Annotated in this window: 11 protein-coding genes and 1 tRNA gene; 8 read left to right on the top strand and 4 right to left on the bottom strand. The window is 41.5% G+C overall.

Annotated elements, in window-relative coordinates:
- Nucleotides 1–518: 518 nt before the first annotated feature.
- Nucleotides 519–2,126: a phosphoenolpyruvate carboxykinase (ATP) gene (gene pckA, locus BF9343_RS20655; RefSeq protein ID WP_005791971.1), complete on the bottom strand. Its 1,608-nt coding sequence runs from the start codon at nt 2,124–2,126 to the stop codon at nt 519–521.
- Between the two features lie 264 nt (nt 2,127–2,390).
- On the opposite strand from pckA, the gene upp reads away from it, so the two are divergent.
- From upp to BF9343_RS20640, 3 genes are all read left to right on the top strand, one after another.
- Entirely contained in the window at nt 2,391–3,044 is a 654-nt protein-coding gene (gene upp / locus BF9343_RS20650; RefSeq protein ID WP_005791972.1) for a uracil phosphoribosyltransferase, read from the top strand.
- 233 nt (nt 3,045–3,277) lie between these two features.
- The gene (locus BF9343_RS20645) at nt 3,278–4,039 is read left to right on the top strand and encodes a glycerophosphodiester phosphodiesterase family protein (RefSeq protein WP_005797396.1); all 762 of its coding nucleotides are present in this window, start codon (nt 3,278–3,280) and stop codon (nt 4,037–4,039) included.
- 465 nt (nt 4,040–4,504) lie between these two features.
- The gene (locus tag BF9343_RS20640) at nt 4,505–6,085 is read left to right on the top strand and encodes a hypothetical protein (RefSeq protein ID WP_172579059.1); all 1,581 of its coding nucleotides are present in this window, start codon (nt 4,505–4,507) and stop codon (nt 6,083–6,085) included.
- A gap of 238 nt (nt 6,086–6,323) precedes the next feature.
- Here the strand turns inward: BF9343_RS20640 and BF9343_RS20635 are convergent, their stop codons facing one another.
- Nucleotides 6,324–7,334, bottom strand: a complete 1,011-nt coding sequence (locus BF9343_RS20635) for a 2-oxoacid:ferredoxin oxidoreductase subunit beta (protein WP_005791975.1) — start codon at nt 7,332–7,334, stop codon at nt 6,324–6,326.
- 3 nt (nt 7,335–7,337) lie between these two features.
- The gene (locus BF9343_RS20630) at nt 7,338–9,188 is read right to left on the bottom strand and encodes a 2-oxoacid:acceptor oxidoreductase subunit alpha (protein ID WP_010993775.1); all 1,851 of its coding nucleotides are present in this window, start codon (nt 9,186–9,188) and stop codon (nt 7,338–7,340) included.
- Between the two features lie 506 nt (nt 9,189–9,694).
- On the opposite strand from BF9343_RS20630, the gene BF9343_RS20625 reads away from it, so the two are divergent.
- Together BF9343_RS20625 and BF9343_RS20620 are read left to right on the top strand one after the other, a co-directional pair.
- Nucleotides 9,695–9,766 (top strand) — tRNA-Arg (locus BF9343_RS20625).
- 385 nt (nt 9,767–10,151) lie between these two features.
- Nucleotides 10,152–11,393 carry a site-specific integrase gene (locus BF9343_RS20620; RefSeq protein ID WP_005791977.1) on the top strand — a complete coding sequence of 414 codons (1,242 nt, stop codon included), beginning with the start codon at nt 10,152–10,154 and terminating at the stop codon, nt 11,391–11,393.
- 246 nt (nt 11,394–11,639) lie between these two features.
- Here the strand turns inward: BF9343_RS20620 and BF9343_RS20615 are convergent, their stop codons facing one another.
- Nucleotides 11,640–12,527, bottom strand: coding sequence for a helix-turn-helix domain-containing protein (locus tag BF9343_RS20615; RefSeq protein WP_010993774.1), 888 nt, complete (start codon nt 12,525–12,527; stop codon nt 11,640–11,642).
- Between the two features lie 381 nt (nt 12,528–12,908).
- Between BF9343_RS20615 and BF9343_RS20610 the strand changes: the two genes are divergently transcribed.
- From BF9343_RS20610 to BF9343_RS20600, 3 genes are all read left to right on the top strand, one after another.
- A complete protein-coding gene (locus BF9343_RS20610) occupies nt 12,909–13,469 on the top strand; it encodes a DUF3575 domain-containing protein (RefSeq protein WP_005791170.1) in 561 nt (186 codons plus the stop codon).
- A gap of 33 nt (nt 13,470–13,502) precedes the next feature.
- Nucleotides 13,503–15,218: a hypothetical protein gene (locus tag BF9343_RS20605; protein WP_010993773.1), complete on the top strand. Its 1,716-nt coding sequence runs from the start codon at nt 13,503–13,505 to the stop codon at nt 15,216–15,218.
- Nucleotides 15,219–15,297: 79 nt separating this feature from the next.
- Nucleotides 15,298–16,371, top strand: a complete 1,074-nt coding sequence (locus BF9343_RS20600; RefSeq protein ID WP_010993772.1) for a hypothetical protein — start codon at nt 15,298–15,300, stop codon at nt 16,369–16,371.
- Nucleotides 16,372–16,414 lie beyond the last annotated feature (43 nt).

The raw sequence follows: 16,414 nt of genomic DNA, 5'->3' as shown, positions 1-16,414 counted from the left end.
TCAGGTTGTTGATTTTGCCAATGGGCTGATTGTATTCTGGGAAATTAAATAATTCCATTCTTTACGCAAATTTCATTCTTTGTATGATTTATTTCGTCTCCGTACCGGGGAATTATATCGTTCGGTTGATATTTTCTTTTGATCTCGAAGCGAGAGGTACTTATCAGAATGATAATTATGTCTTTGAAGAGCAAATGGATGATATCTTTCAGGAATAGGGCTCTTTTCTATCTGTCATATTGAAAATCAGCAAGATGAAGAATGTACATTGGGTTGTTGAAATACTTGTTTTAACATGGTCTTAAAATAAGTGTTTTGATGACAGATAACAAATCTTTTAGGCGCAAAAGACTTGTTGTTTGCATATAGGAAGAAAGTGATATGCAAGCGGCATTAACAATGTTAATTGAGAAGAGATTTTTTAGTCGGTAGGTTCTTGTGCGGTACAGGACAAAAAAAGAAAGGCGACCCTTTGCAGAGTCGCCTTTCGATTATTTAAAGTTGTTAACTTTGTCTGATTAGAGTTTCGGACCAGCAGCAACCAACTTCTTACCAGCTTCGTTTCCAGTGAACTTAGCGAAGTTCTTGATAAAGCGACCGGCAAGGTCTTTTGCTTTTTCATTCCACTGTGCAGGATCAGCGTAAGTATCACGAGGATCAAGGATCTTCGGATCAACACCCGGAAGTTCTGTAGGAACAACAAAGTCGAAGAAAGGAATAACCTTAGTAGGAGCTTTGTCGATAGAACCGTCAAGGATAGCGTCGATGATACCACGAGTATCTTTGATAGAAATACGTTTACCGCTTCCGTTCCATCCAGTGTTAACCAAGTATGCTTTAGCACCGGTCATTTCCATCTTCTTAACCAATTCTTCTGCATATTTAGTTGGGTGCAATGATAAGAATGCAGCACCGAAGCAAGCAGAGAATGTCGGAGTCGGTTCAGTGATACCACGTTCTGTACCAGCCAATTTAGCTGTAAATCCAGACAGGAAGTAGTACTGAGCTTGTTCCGGGTTCAAGATAGATACCGGAGGCAATACACCGAAGGCATCAGCTGACAAGAAGATAACTTGTTTAGCGTGAGGACCTTTAGACACCGGTTTAACGATGTTTTCGATGTGGTAGATAGGATAAGAAACACGAGTGTTTTCTGTTACTGATTTGTCAGCGAAATTGATTTTGCCATCAGCAGCTACTGTTACGTTCTCCAACAGAGCGTCACGTTTGATAGCGTTGAAGATATCCGGTTCGCTTTCTTTATCCAGGTTGATAACCTTAGCGTAGCAACCACCTTCGTAGTTGAATACACCTTCGTTGTCCCATCCGTGTTCGTCGTCACCGATCAATTTACGTTTCGGGTCAGTAGACAAAGTAGTCTTACCTGTACCAGACAAACCGAAGAAGATAGCAGAGCTAGTTCCTTCCATATCTGTGTTAGCAGAGCAGTGCATAGAAGCGATACCACGAAGCGGGTTCATGTAGTTCATGATTGAGAACATACCTTTCTTCATTTCACCACCGTACCAAGTATTCAGGATAACTTGTTCTTTAGTCTTCAGGTTGAAAACTGTAGCAGTTTCTGAGTTCAGACCCAGTTCTTTGTAGTTATCAACTTTTGCTTTAGAAGCGTTGAAGCATACGAAATCAGGTTCTCCGTAGTTAGCAAGTTCTTCAGCTGTCGGGCGGATGAACATGTTAGTTACGAAGTGTGCCTGCCAAGCTACTTCCATGATGAAACGTACTTTCATGCGAGTACCTTCGTTAGCACCACAGAAAGTATCAACAACGAACAGGCGTTTGTTAGAAAGTTCTTTAACGGCTTTAGCTTTCAGGTCAGCCCAAGCTTCTTCTGAACAAGGTTTGTTGTCGTTCTTGTATTCTTCAGAAGTCCACCATACTGAATTTTCAGAAGCTTCATTCTTAACGAAGAATTTATCTTTAGGAGAACGGCCTGTGTAAACGCCAGTCATTACGTTTACAGCACCCAATTCTGTTACTTGACCTTTTTCAAAGCCTTCCAGACCTGGTTTTGTTTCTTCAGCGAACAAAACATCGTAAGACGGGTTGTGCAGGATTTCAGTTACACCTGTAATACCGTACTTGCTTAAATCTAAATTTGCCATTTTCTTTTGAATTAATTAAAATTGGTATATTGTTTATTATCTCTTTCTGGCGTTCCGAATGGAATGTTTTTAAACATCCCCTTGTAAATCGACTACAAAAGTAATGCTTTCTTTGGAAACAAAGAATATATTAGAGAAATTTTTCTTTAATAGAAACCGTTTTATGTTTACGTAACAATATCTGCAAACTGAACGTTGCAAATTGAAAGATTATCACTTACTTTGCACCGTATAAAACCTGAATATTAAAACGCAGTTGAAAAGATGAAGATTATTAATTTAAGTGAGACAGACTCAATATTGAATCAGTATGTATCAGAGATAAGGAACGTTGAGGTTCAGAACGACCGTTTGCGTTTTCGTCGCAACATTGAACGTATCGGCGAGGTAATGGCTTATGAAATGAGCAAGACGTTTGCTTATTCGGTGAAGGAGATACAAACTCCATTGGGGATAGCACCTGTCAGAACACCGGACAATCCATTGGTTATTAGTACGATTCTTCGTGCCGGGTTACCTTTCCACCAAGGATTCCTGAGCTATTTCGATTATGCCGAGAACGCTTTTGTTTCTGCTTATCGTAAGTACAAGGATACGTTGAAATTCGACATACATATTGAATACATCGCTTCACCGCGTATCGACGGGAAAACTCTTATCATTACAGATCCGATGCTTGCCACCGGCGGAAGTATGGAACTGAGTTATCAGGCCATGTTGACGAAGGGACATCCGTCTGAAATTCATGTTGCTTCGATTATTGCCAGCCAAAGGGCTGTCGATCATATAGCCAGTATTCTGCCGGAGGATAAAACTACAATCTGGTGTGCAGCTATCGATCCTGAGATAAATGAACACTCTTATATTGTTCCCGGATTGGGTGATGCGGGTGATCTTGCTTTTGGCGAGAAAGAATAAACCGGTCAGATAACTGATTGTAAGACAACCTGTCTTTTTGCTCCCGGAATGTGGATTGGGGAGAAAAAAGGCAGGTTGTTTTTTATAAAATGCTTTCTGAAGGTAAACAAGCAAGGAGAGATTTGTGTATCTTTGCCGCTACTATTATAAAACATTGATAGAGTATAGTCAGAGTGGAAAAAAGATTTTCTAAGATATTTTCAATAGTCGTTTATGCATTCTTAGCTTTATGGATGGGAGCATGTAAGAGTGAACCTATCCGCTTGCCGGAACTGAGCGGACACCGGGGAGCGGACTGTATTGCTCCGGAGAATACGCTGGCTTCGGCGGATTCATGTATAAAGTATAAGATTGACTTCATGGAATGTGATATTTGTATCAGTAAGGACAGCGTATTCTATTTATTGCATGATTCTACCTTGGATCGTACGACGAATGGAACCGGGCTGATTAGAGAGTGGCTTTCGGCAGACATCGATACATTGGATGCAGGTTCATGGTTTGGCGAAAAGTTCAGCGGACAGTGTGTTCCCCGGTTGGACGTTTTATTGCGGAAGGCTAAACAGAACGGTCTGAAGCTGACGCTCGATTATCGTACGGGAGACTTTGGACAGTTGCTGGATCTGGTTCGCAGGGAAGGAATGTTAGAGAATTGTACATTTACTTTCTGGTCGGACAAGGAGGCAAAAGCTTTTCGCCAAGTGGCTCCTGAAATTCGGACATTACAGGCGTATGTAGGAGGTGGTGCCGAACTTGATAAGGTTATAGCTGAAATAAATCCCAATATTGCGGTTATTCGGATCGATTCACTGGATAAGCTCCTGGTGGAACGGTGCCATAAGAAAGGATTGAAGGTGCTTGCATTGGCACTGGGTACTGACGATGTAGAAGAGTCTGACCGGAAAGCTATTGAACTCGGGGTGGATGTGCTGGCCACGGACAGACCGGAGCTGTTTGTAAAGAAATACAGACCAGAGCATACATGGACAAAATGATCCGGGTATTCCGGCATATACAGAATAGAAACAATGCGCTTCCCTTCTCTGATAATTGAAAAGGCGTCTTACTCTTTTGCGCATATCATTGGGGGACTTGTCGTATTCATAAAGACCGAATGTGGAGTTATCTTGGATTTTGACCGTACTCCTTTTTTACAGGATGCTATCATGCGGAATCGGATTTTTCCGCCTCGATAAAGTGAGGCGTTTACTACAAAGCAGATCGGGCACCACCTTATATATCAACAACTTTATCCTAAGGCGGATAAGAATCATATCAAAGTTTGAAGAGAATCCGGATACTTTCTAAAATATAGATTAGCAGAAATATATTTCCCTGTTTATTTGTGTATCTTTGCTTCACTAACTTGTTACCTCAGTGAGACACTTTCTTTTTTGTTAATATGGTATGGGCGTTATATTTAAAGACAGAAAAATATCATGAATAATAAAAGAAAAAATATGAGTATATATATAACAGTCCTGTTATGGGTTTTGATTCCATTATTGATAATTAACGGGCTTATTTTCTTAACTAGTGATATGCTCAGTGTTTTTGTCGGGGGGATGTTATCCTTAAAGTTGCTATGTTATAGCCTTTTCTTTTCATATAGTTTCTTGCTTGGATATAAGGCACAAACAGGAGGTGGTATTATTATTCTTGTACTTTTGCTGATTTTAGGGTTTTTTTTATGGCAATCATTTATTAGTTGGGTTGAACCCGGGACGTTGTGGCGGGAAGCAGTGGGTGCCATTATATTCTTGGGAGTAATTCTTTCTGTCGGGATTTTATGCCGCTATGGCATTAAAGCCGGTGGACTTCTTCGTTTAAGTTCGATTTTGGCATTTGCCATCGTAGCGTTTGTTTATATTACAGTCTGTTTGTCGACAGTATGTGGCGCTTATTCTCCTATACCTGAAGAACTCTTCTGGAAAGATGCGTATCCGGAGAAGGGGAAAAATGGTACTGTCTTTTTTCATCATTCGAAACTGCATATAAATCCCTTCGATTCGAGAGTAATAGGTGTTTTTCGTTTCAATGATAAAAAAGAGTATGTCGGTTATAGTGCCAGCATGTATGAGAGTCATGAAATAGTCAATTCGGGATTTAAAGTGGATGACACGATAAAAGCTTCAACATGTGACTTTATACATAGTAGTTATGAGCCATTATTGAGTAACTTTATGTCCGATTGCCAAGATGCACTCTATATGAAAGAAGGAGATTATTGCGTGTTTCTATATACTGAAAAAGGAGCGCTGTACAGAAAAGAGTTTGATTATCATCGAAATGGGATTGTGAAACAAGCACGTACTTATACGTATGACCGGAAAACCGGATTTCATATTGAAAGAGAGAAAACAATAGAATTTGACGAATTAGGTTTCTGCGATAAATCAGGCAGGGTAAGATGGAATATAAAAGATTTCCATCAAACAGATACAGTGATAGATATGGAATCTCGTTATGGGCAGGCATACGATCCGGCGGCAAGAAATAGAAAATACGCTTTACCCCAACAACTCATAATAGACTCTTTTGTTACTGTTGAAAGTAAGACTGCTTCTCCCGATTCATTGAGAAAATATAGTAGCCTGGATTTTCCGCTGGATGAATACTATAAATTAGGCGGTGTGAATGGGCATGCAATATCGGTATATGTAAATACGGACGAATATAAATGGCGTAAGATATATTTGTCTGATTTTACTCAGTTAGGGAACGTGGAGCAAATGTATTCTTTTATAGATGCTTTGGAATTGAGTTGTTTGGATACCGGGATGTGGGTGAGAATTGGCGAGCAATCAATGGTTGTGGGTGAAGACGATGAATGTTGCAGCTTTGTACTGAAAGAAATTGTCAAAGGTGACAAGGCTCTGGCATTGTATTTCTTTGATGACTATGCGGTTACGGCAGATTCGAGATTCTGCTTTTATTTTAATCCCTCTATTCATAAAGACATGGAGATACAGAAAAGAGCCGGGGCGGCTTGGAATGAAATGAAAAAGATCTTTATGGAATATAAAGAAAAAGAGAATTAACTCTCTATTCTTCAATTGTAATCGCTTTTTCTGTCAATGTTGTAATGTGTTCATTTTCCTAATCCCAACGTAGCAAGATCATTCAGACAGGGGGCATCTGAGAAAATTTTTTGTCGAAGTTATTGTTAATTGCCGGTCATTTTCCGCGATACGGATTAGAGCCGAATTAAAAAAGAAAGGAGTGTCACAAACGTTATATGACACTCCTTCTTACTTTATAGGGATTAACAGGGGGATTTTATTTTACTTCCCATGTTTCATTGGTCATCAGCAATTCCTGGAAGTTATGATACTTCTTTTTGGCTTTCACTTCATCAATCTGCTCGGCGACTGCATCGTTATAGGTAGGAGCTTCCACATCACGGATCACACCGAGTGCGATTGGGAAATCCGGTCCTTCCATTAATGCCAGTTTCAGTTGCAACGTATTATCCATGCTGTGAGCATTGTGGATAAGAATGTCTTTTTCTGTCACGCCGTTCTCACCTAATTTTACCACTTTTAAACCGAAACCTTCCTGCATCAGGCCGAACTCTTTGTTTTCGCCGAATAACATCGGTTTGCCGTGTTCCAGATAGATTGCGTTTTTAGAACGTCCTTCTTTCGTTGCGACCGATTCGTGTGTGCCGTCATTAAAGATGACGCAGTTTTGCAGAACTTCCACAACCGATGCTCCTTTATGGTTGGCTGCAGCTTTCAATACTTCGACAGAAGCCGGTCCGTCTACCGCAACACAACGTGCGAAGAAACGGCCACGCGCGCCGAAACAGAGTTCTGCCGGGTGGAATGGATCTTCTACAGTGCCGTAAGGAGATGATTTGCTGACGAATCCGCGGTCGGAAGTCGGGGAATACTGACCTTTGGTCAACCCGTAGATGCGGTTGTTCAATAAGATCATATTCAAGTCGATGTTACGGCGTACCGCATGGATGAAATGATTACCGCCAATGGCCAGACCATCACCGTCACCGGAGATTTGCCAGATGGTTAAATCCGGATTAGCTACCTTGGCACCTGTCGCAACAGCGGCGGCACGCCCGTGGATGGTGTGGAAGCCGTATGTGTTGACATAATAAGGTAGGCGGGAAGAACAGCCGATACCGGAGATCACGGCAATGTTGTGCGGAGCTACTCCCAGTTCGGCCATAGCCTTGTGCAAGGAGTTCAGGAAAGCATGGTCACCGCATCCCGGACACCAGCGAGGCTGACCTGATTTATAATCTTTTGCTGTATATACTGTTTCGCTCATCTCTTATTCCTCCAATAATTTAGTGAATGCTTCTACAAGTTCTCTCGTAACGAACGGCTGGCCTTTTACCTGGTTGAACTGGCTGATATTCAGTCCGGGTACTTTCATGCGCAGATATCCTGCGAATTGTCCCAAGTTCTGTTCGGCTACTACAATCTTTTTATACTTTTTCAGTATTTCGGCTGTGTTCTTAGGCAGCGGGTTGATGTACTGGAAGTGAGCGAGTGCCACTTTCTTTCCATTTTTGCGCATATGCTCTACAGCCGAATAAAGATGGCCGTAAGTACCACCCCAGCCTACTACCAGCAGGTCGGCATCAGCATCGCCTTGTACTTCCTGTTCAGGAATACTGTCAGCTATCTTGTCGACTTTGGCCTGACGCAGAAGTGTCATTTTCTGGTGATTTTCCGGTTCTGTGGAAATAACGCCTGTTTCACTGCTCTTCTCGAGCCCACCGATGCGATGCATGAATCCTTCGGTCCCGGGAACGGCCCAATAGCGTACGCCGGTCTTTTCGTTACGTTGGAACGGGGTCCATGTGCCAATCATATCCGGTGTTACATACGGCGGATTTATAGCCGGGTACTCATCCATGTTGGGTAGTTTCCATGCGGCAGAACCGTTTGCGATAAAGGCATCGGTCAGCAGTACTACCGGAGTCATGTGTTCAAGAGCTATTTTAGCAGCCATATAAGCAGCATCAAAACAGTTGGTGGGTGAAGTAGCTGCAATGACAGGCATCGGACTTTCACCGTTACGTCCATAAAGGGCTTGCAACAGGTCTGTTTGTTCCGACTTGGTCGGCATACCGGTAGAAGGGCCTCCACGCTGTACGTTGACCACAACCAGTGGTAATTCGGCAATGACAGCCAGGTTCATGGCTTCACTTTTCAGGCAGACACCCGGTCCTGAAGTAGTCGTTACAGCCAGATCGCCTGCAAATGCTGCACCTACAGCCGAAGCGCATCCGGCGATTTCATCTTCACATTGAACGGTTTTCACGCCCAGCGATTTATGTTTGGCGAGCTCGTGCAGGATATCGGTAGCCGGAGTGATGGGGTAAGATCCCAGATAAAGTTCCAATCCCGCTTTTTCGGCAGCGGCGATCAAACCGTATGAAGTGGCTTTGTTACCATTAATATCGGTATAGAGTCCTGCGGCTTTCGGCGTTTTACTTTCAATCTTGTAAGTGGAAGTAGAGGCATGTGTGTTGGCTCCATAGTTGTAGCCGTCATTTAGCACTTTGATGTTGGCAGCGGCAATTTCCGGTTTTTTTGCGAATTTCTCGTTCAGCATTTTTTCGGCAGCAGACAGGTTGCGGTTGAATAACCAGCATACTAAACCGAGAGCGAACATGTTTTTGCAACGCAACATGGCTTTGTTGTCCAGCCCTGAATTTTTGAGGCTTTCTTTACACATCGACGAGATGGGGACTTCAAGCACTTGCTGTGTGATTCCCATTTCTTCGAAAGGATTGCCTGTCTTGAACTGTGCTTTTTCCAAGTCTTTTTCTCCGAAAGAGTCGGAATCTGTGATGACCAGCCCCTGCGGTTTGCAGAATTTAATTTGTGTTTTCAGTGCGGCGGGATTCATAGCTACCAATACGTGGCAATGATCACCCGGAGTGAATATCTTACTTGCACCGACGTGTACCTGAAAACCTGATACGCCCGTCAGTGACCCTTGCGGAGCACGGATATCTGCCGGATAATCGGGAAATGTACAGATGTCATTTCCAACCGTAGCCGACACGTTCGAGAAGATGTTGCCGGCCAACTGCATACCGTCGCCGGAATCGCCGGAGAAGCGGACAACCACTTCTTCCAATTCTTTAACCATCATTTCGTCTGCCATAATTCTATTTATATATTTAAATTTAGGATTAACATGAACCGGTGTTAGTGTGTTCTTTGAATATTAACCACCAGCGTGTCTTTTTTGTTTGTCACTTTCCTGTATATGTGGCAGGCAAAGTTCGCAAAGTTAAGTGACTTAACAAAATCTTTTCTGATTTATCTGTGGGGCTTTGTTAAAAGAGAACTGTTTTATTGCAATTTTGTTCTCTGGAGTAAGCAAATTGTCTACATTTTGTTCAGATATGGGCTCTGACTACAACAGTTTGATATCTCTGTTTAGATCGTTTTTTGACTTATTGCTTTCTAATTCGTTTAATAGATAGATATCTGTCTGTATTTTATTTGAATTTTCTTTCACTTTTGGCGTCTCTTGCCCTATTCTACTATCTCTCTTCTATCTTATGGATTAAATGAATGTGTTTGCTTCTTCTTCTTTTATAAATCTGTTCTTTCGGGTTTGCCAAATCAGGAGAATACGCTATCTTTGCAGCCGATATCTATCATGGCCCTGTAGTTCAACGGATAGAATAGATGTTTCCTAAACATTAGATAGGGGTTCGATTCTCCTCGGGGCTACAATGATAGAAACGCAGTTAATCAATAGCGATTAACTGCGTTTTTTGTTTGGATCCACTTTCCTTTTTGTGATGACGGACTGGATGTGATTTATACCTTATTATATATATAGCCGATTTATATTGATGTGTGTCGTGTTCTACAATACAAGGGTATTCTCAGTTTGGAGATTTCTCAACTTTTCAAATGATAATAAGGATGATACATATCATTCCTTAGATTCGATACCCGATTATGATATGCTATTTATTCATTTTATGTTAATTCAGTTCTTATCTATAATTCTAATTCATCTATTTTCTTTTTTATTTGTTATAGGGACGTTGAGAATTTCTATTTTTGCATTTTATATTTAATATAATGAATCTATAAATAATAATTTATTTTGGAGAAGAAAATTGGAAAGTTAAGTATCAGGGTGTTGTTGAATACCCATCGTAGAAATGATTGTGAGATTTATCCTCTGATTATCCGTGTGGTTTATCACAGGCGTAAAAGTGAGTATTCTCTTGGGTGGAAGATTCATACTTCTAATTTCTCTGCAGATCGTGAGCGTGTTGTCTATTCATCAACCGGTAATCTTAAGCGCAAGGATCTGGGACTTATCAATGATGCCATTTCTCAGGAGCGTGAACGATTGCTGAAGATTTTTGCTTTTCTTCAACAGAATATGCCGGGGTTCAGCTTATCTCAGTTGATGGATAAGTATCGTATGGAGCGCAATTTGCGTTATGTCGATGCTTTTATTGTGCGTGAGATAGAGAGGCTTCGGCAGGAGGGGCGTTCTGGTACTGCCGGCCTGTACCTTAGCGGATTGTACTCTTTACGACGTTTTTTGCGTGGTCAGAAGATTACGTTTCGCGAGTTGACTTATTGTTTTCTTACGGATTATATTCATTTTCTACGTATGCGCGGTATCTCTGAAAATACTGTGAATATGTATATTCGCAATCTCCGCGCTGTCTATAACAAAGCCCAAAAGCAGGGGATAAATATGGGTTGTGAGTCTCCCTTCCGGGAGCTTAAGCTTCAAACTCAGGAGACTGCGAAGCGTGCGTTGTGTAAGCATGATATTGCCCGTATAGTATCTGTTGATCTTTCCTCCGAACCTTTATTGGATCGTGCCCGGGATCTTTTTATGTTTAGTTTCTATGCCCGTGGTATGCCTTTTGTCGATATTGTCTTTCTTAAACATGACTCGATAATCAATGGAATCATTTATTATGAGCGTAATAAAACGGGGCAACGCATGCAAGTCCGTGTGATTCCTCCTCTCGCAGCTCTGATTGAGAAGTATCGGAGTTCTTATCCGTATGTATTGCCGTATATAACGTCTTTTTCGGACCGTACGTCTTATATGCAGTATCGTTATGCATTGGGTAATGTTAACCGCCTACTCAAACGGTTGGGCAGGCGATTGCACCTGCCTCTTGTACTGACTACCTATGTTGCCCGCCATAGCTGGGCGACTATTGCCAAAGAGGAGGGATTTTCTATCGCATCTATCAGCGAAGGGCTTGGGCATACTTCTGAGGCAACGACCCAGATTTATCTTCAGTCTTTTAATAGTGAGGTCATTGATAAGATTAACGAGCAGGTCGTAGCCTCCATAGGAAGGCATATCTGATTGCTTTTTGAAAAGGTATATCGTGTGTAAGCAGGTATTTTAAATGATTTGTCCCGTTTGGGACCTCTGCTGTTCCATCTATCTCAATAGGATAGATAACGAGGGTAAAACCCTGACAAAACATGCTTTCTGCTCTTTCAACTACAAAACTCTACTTTAGTGATTCTTGTTTGACAGGGCAAAGATAATGCACCTGCAAAAAGAATCACTTATCCAAAGCAACCATTTACTTCACCTTTTCCGAGATTATATTTTAAGATTCTGATTATCAATATGCTTGTCTTTGAGCTGCCTGACCAACTCTCTTGGGGAATTACCGAAATTCTTTTTGCAGTATTTATTGAAACTGGCCGCTGAAGAGAAGCCGAATTCATACACAATCTCTTTTACACTGGCTCCGGGTTGCGCCAACCGATAAATAATTTTCTTGTTTTTTTGTTTCAGCAACCATGAATATACTGATTCGCCAAATTCTACCTTGAACTTTCTGGCAAGATCGGTAATACTCATTCCCATTGCCTGTGCTAATTCCTCACGATTGTTCACGCGATCAACATGCAGTAAAACAGCAGCTTTGAAGCTCATATTCGTTCCTATGATTTCATGAAATAAATTTACTATTTCCTGTTTGCTATAGCTTGTTCTCAAAATAATAAAGAGTTCTTTCTCCTTAATGGAGTGCAAATGCTTACAGTTGACTCCGGCTCTCAGGTAGGCATCTATTAATTCCAGAAATAAGTTCAGCGGGTGGCGTACCGATAGTATTCCGACCTCTTCAGATGCTTCTCTCACTTCTTTTAGATAGCTCTCTAACATGTGTTTCTCACATAGTTTAATGTCATTGTATAGGAAGCTCATATAAATGTAGCGTCCGGGGACTCGTACCTGTATCTCGTAAGTGGATAATGCCGAGATGAAAAAGAATTCCTGGGCTATTACCCTTTTTATTTTGCCTTCTTTGGGAATAATCTCCACTTCACCTTCAAGAATGAAGATCAGGAAATTAGTTTTAACAGATAAGGTCTGACTATTGAAGTTACTGCCGCTTGTAAGCGTTCCAATCCCGAATCCCTCATACGATTCACTTTTATAATTGGTGCATGAGATGTGCTCTTTTTTGTAATGTAGTTTCATTTTTAGTTTTGTAAATTATAGCTTGATATATTTATGTTTTTATTAAAATGTTTCATAATATGTTTCGCCGGATTTTGATATAATATATTATTATACAGCGATCTATTTAAAATCGACATGTGCCTATCGCATAGAAAAACATTTGCTGAAACAATATTATGTATATAACGCTGATAATCAGGAGTACTTTCTATCACTATCTATCCTATTGAGATAGATGAACTTGATCTGTGTAAGAAGATTAAAATAGATGTTCTATGGTTTTTGTAACCGTAACAATTGAATCTTGATGTGGTTCGGTAGAGGAGTATAAGATATTGCGGATTTTATGTATCCGATAAGTTTAATGTTTTTTTAAGCAAAACAAGTTGAATAATAGTTATGGCGTTTAAGCGATCTGTGTTTCTCTTTCTGTTGGTTGTTTCTTCTACGTTTTTAGGGGTCGAAATAGCTCGTGGGCAGGTTTATTCTTTGCAAACTAATGTTTTGGGTTGGGGTACTACCAATATGAATCTTGAGTTCGGGCTGAAGTTTTCCCATCGTTGGACCTTCCACTTTCCTCTTCAATATAATCCCTTCTCTTTTGGAGATGCGAGGCTTCGCAATTTGTCTGCTTCTCCCGGAGTGCGTTATTGGATCCGTGAATCTTATGGGCGTTCTTATTTTCTTGGAATTCACGGAGTGAGCACCATGTATAATGTCGGTGGAGTTTTTGGCGATAAATATCGTTACGAAGGCTACGGTTTTGGAGGCGGACTTTCTTTGGGGTACAATCGTCCTCTTTCTCCTCATTGGAATTTAGAGTTTGAGGCAGGTCTTGGGGTCTTGTGGACCCATTATGATAAATATGTTTGTAAGGCATGCGGGCAGAAAGTGGCTACTTTTAAGGGAGCACGTCTGATTCCGACCAAGTTGGCAGTGAATATAGTCTATTTATTCTAATTCTATTAATCTCATTTCTTATTCTGTTGTAAGATGATACATCAAAAAAAGTTCGTCACTATATCGATAGGGTATCGTATCTATAAAATGTTAGGGGTGCTCTGTCTCTGTGTGCTGGTATATTCATGCGGTTCAAAATCTCCTTTGACTATGCGTTTGTTTATGCAGGCTGGCGGAGCTACTGTCGAGCTGCCGAATACTTCTTCTGCGGATAGCGTTTTTACAGTCTCCGAAACTGTCGGTTTCCGGGATAGTGTGGTTGTTGACAATCCCGTTTCTTCGGTTGATTCTCTTGAAGAAGATATCTGGAAATCAATTGATATGGATCGCATTGATATTGTTGCTCAGCGTAAAAGTATAGAGCGAATCTTGGAACGTAATGGCGAGGTCACCCTGATGTTTTATGTAAAAGCTCCTAAAGTCCTATTGGACAGTTGCTGGAAGTTGACAATGTACCCGGAACTGATAGAAAAAGACTCTTCTGTTTTGCTGTCTCCTGTTATTCTGCGGGGAAAAGAATTTATCCGTACACAGGAAAGCCAGTATAAAGCATACGATGATTTCCTAAAGGGTATTATACCGGAGAGTAAATATGACAGTGCTTTTGTGGATCGTGAAGGTATCCGCAAAGATATTTTTGCACGGCAGAGGCTTTTCTGGAAGGTCTATGAAGCAGAGCGACGTAGACGTCTGGCTTATCTGAGGTGGAAGGCACTTATGGATAAGCGTCATGGATGGATCAGTACGAAAGCAGAGGGAAACCGTAATACTTTGAAGCAACGTATGCAGCGTAATGTCTTGGAACGCAGCGTGGAAAAATTCATCGCCGGTTATGATACGGTTGGTATACGTGCTTCGTACCAGAAAAAATACGATCGCCGTACGGATTTTTGGCCGGCTTACCGTTTGCCTCGTGCAATGACAGTTAAAGATGTTCCTTCCCGCTTTCAGGAACTTTATCTGTCCGGTGGGCGTCTTGAGGATATTCGTAACTACAGTTTCACTCGCCGGGATTCTATTGAGATCGCTTCCCATCGCTACTTCCGAAAAGCGATTGCAGAGAATGAATATAACCGGGATCATCAGGATTTGATTCGTGACCGTATTATCCGCTTCCCTTATGCTGACAGTGCAATGGTCAATCAAACAGCTGATCCTTCGGAAGACTTCTCCTATCTGTATATGTATCGCATCCCGGTACGTGAGGGAATGAAGAAATTACATATAACTCTTCGGGGAAACGTGCTCGCTACGGACCATAGCGTATGGAGTCTTCCTCCGGCGGATACATTGACATTCGTAATTGCGTCTGTTGCCGACTTGGCTGATGCTACTCTGGCGCGTCGTTTTGATATAGCGGGTGACAGTGTGAACCATCTTACTCCTGAGCGTGAGGAGTATGCCCAAGGACTTGAGGCCCTGTCCAATCGTGAATATCAGAGAGCTTTGGGTATCCTGGAGAAATATCCGGACTACAATACAGCTGTTGCCTTGACTTGTTTGGGCTATCATGCAAAGTCGGAAGATTTGTTAAAGCAACTGCCTCAAACAGCTGCGGTTGAATATCTCCGAGCGATTGTGAATGTGCGCTTGGAAGACTACCAAGCGGCAGCAGAACTTCTGTTGGAGGCATGCCGTAAAGATACTAAATATGTATACCGTACAGAAATGGACTCTGATATTGCAGCACTTCTTCCCAGATTTATGGGCCTGAAGGAGGAGCTGGAGCGAATAGCTTCTGAAGAGTAAAGTACACTATACTTATACCTTAATACTATAAGAAGTTTAATGATTCTTTATTTATTGTTGAATTTAAATTTTTATTAAAATGAGAATTACAAAATCGATTCTGGCCTTAATGGCTGCAACCATGACGTTCGCTGCATGTAGCAACGATGAGAAAATTACGGAGAGTACTCCTAAGACGGTAGCTTTAACTGTGAAGCTGCCAGAGTTCGGCGGAGCTTCGAGTAGAGCTATTGATCCTGAGACTACTACGGGGAATAAAGTGACTATTAATGGACCTGTAAAAATTATCGCACGTGTTTCACAAGGTGGTGCAATTACCAATACAATTAGTGAAAACATTACAGCTGGTTCAATGTCCACTATTACAGTTTCTGGTGCGGCACAGTGGATTGAGGTAGAGGCTAATGGTGATAATAGTACTGAAACTGATAATGTAAACACTCGTCAAGGATCAGCTACATCAAGTAAAGTGCGTTTGTTTGGAGGAGCAACGATAAATCCAGGAAGTGGTGGAAATGCAACTTGCACTCCGACAATAAGCCCTGATATGGCGCGTGTGGAAGTAAAGGGTAGTCTGGGTACTTCTTGGACACACCTTACAGATTTGAAGGTAAAAGGTATTTATATTAATAATATCAAGCTTACTAGAGGTGTTTCTTCATTGACTAGAATTGCATCGGCTGCTTGGAATACAGAATACGCTCCATCTGGTAAGTTTGAGAAAATGTTCAATGATAATTTAGGAGGAGTGGGGGCAGGAGCCGGAGTAGCTCAAATTACCCCTGGACAGGCTGATGGATATAACTTCTTCCCTCAAAAGGATAACACTTTGCCTCTCCCTACTACTAAAGAAGATGTTATGAAGAACTCAATTCATATCATTATGGAAGTTGAGTTTACTAGAGCAGATGGTGTTCCAGTTGTAGGTCCACAGTGGCTTAATGTGGTCGCTTTAAAGGATAATACAGCTACTAACTATATTACAGATTTTGAAGCTGGCAACGTCTATTCTATTGACCTTGCCGATATCAAGGATATTATGGATGTTCCGGTTCCTCCTGTAACTCCGAACCCCGATCCGGAAACTGTTTCTGTAGATCTTACTGTAAGCATAGGTCAGTGGACTGTAGTTCAGGTTAAGCCTGAAGTTTAACTTTACTCTGTCTTTTTCCGGTGCGGGAAATACCCCGCACCGG

The sequence above is a fragment of the Bacteroides fragilis NCTC 9343 genome (assembly GCF_000025985.1).
GTDB lineage: Bacteria > Bacteroidota > Bacteroidia > Bacteroidales > Bacteroidaceae > Bacteroides > Bacteroides fragilis.
The sequence above is the reverse complement of the archived record's forward strand: the minus strand, read 5'-3'. Positions and strand labels throughout refer to the sequence as shown.

Coding starts and splice junctions, on each gene's coding strand:
- pckA (WP_005791971.1), bottom strand. CDS start 2,126: ATGGCAAATTTAGATTTAAGCAAGTACGGTATTACAGGTGTAACTGAA.
- upp (WP_005791972.1), top strand. CDS start 2,391: ATGAAGATTATTAATTTAAGTGAGACAGACTCAATATTGAATCAGTAT.
- BF9343_RS20645 (WP_005797396.1), top strand. CDS start 3,278: ATGGGAGCATGTAAGAGTGAACCTATCCGCTTGCCGGAACTGAGCGGA.
- BF9343_RS20640 (WP_172579059.1), top strand. CDS start 4,505: ATGAGTATATATATAACAGTCCTGTTATGGGTTTTGATTCCATTATTG.
- BF9343_RS20635 (WP_005791975.1), bottom strand. CDS start 7,334: ATGAGCGAAACAGTATATACAGCAAAAGATTATAAATCAGGTCAGCCT.
- BF9343_RS20630 (WP_010993775.1), bottom strand. CDS start 9,188: ATGGCAGACGAAATGATGGTTAAAGAATTGGAAGAAGTGGTTGTCCGC.
- BF9343_RS20615 (WP_010993774.1), bottom strand. CDS start 12,527: ATGAAACTACATTACAAAAAAGAGCACATCTCATGCACCAATTATAAA.
- BF9343_RS20610 (WP_005791170.1), top strand. CDS start 12,909: ATGGCGTTTAAGCGATCTGTGTTTCTCTTTCTGTTGGTTGTTTCTTCT.
- BF9343_RS20605 (WP_010993773.1), top strand. CDS start 13,503: ATGATACATCAAAAAAAGTTCGTCACTATATCGATAGGGTATCGTATC.
- BF9343_RS20600 (WP_010993772.1), top strand. CDS start 15,298: ATGAGAATTACAAAATCGATTCTGGCCTTAATGGCTGCAACCATGACG.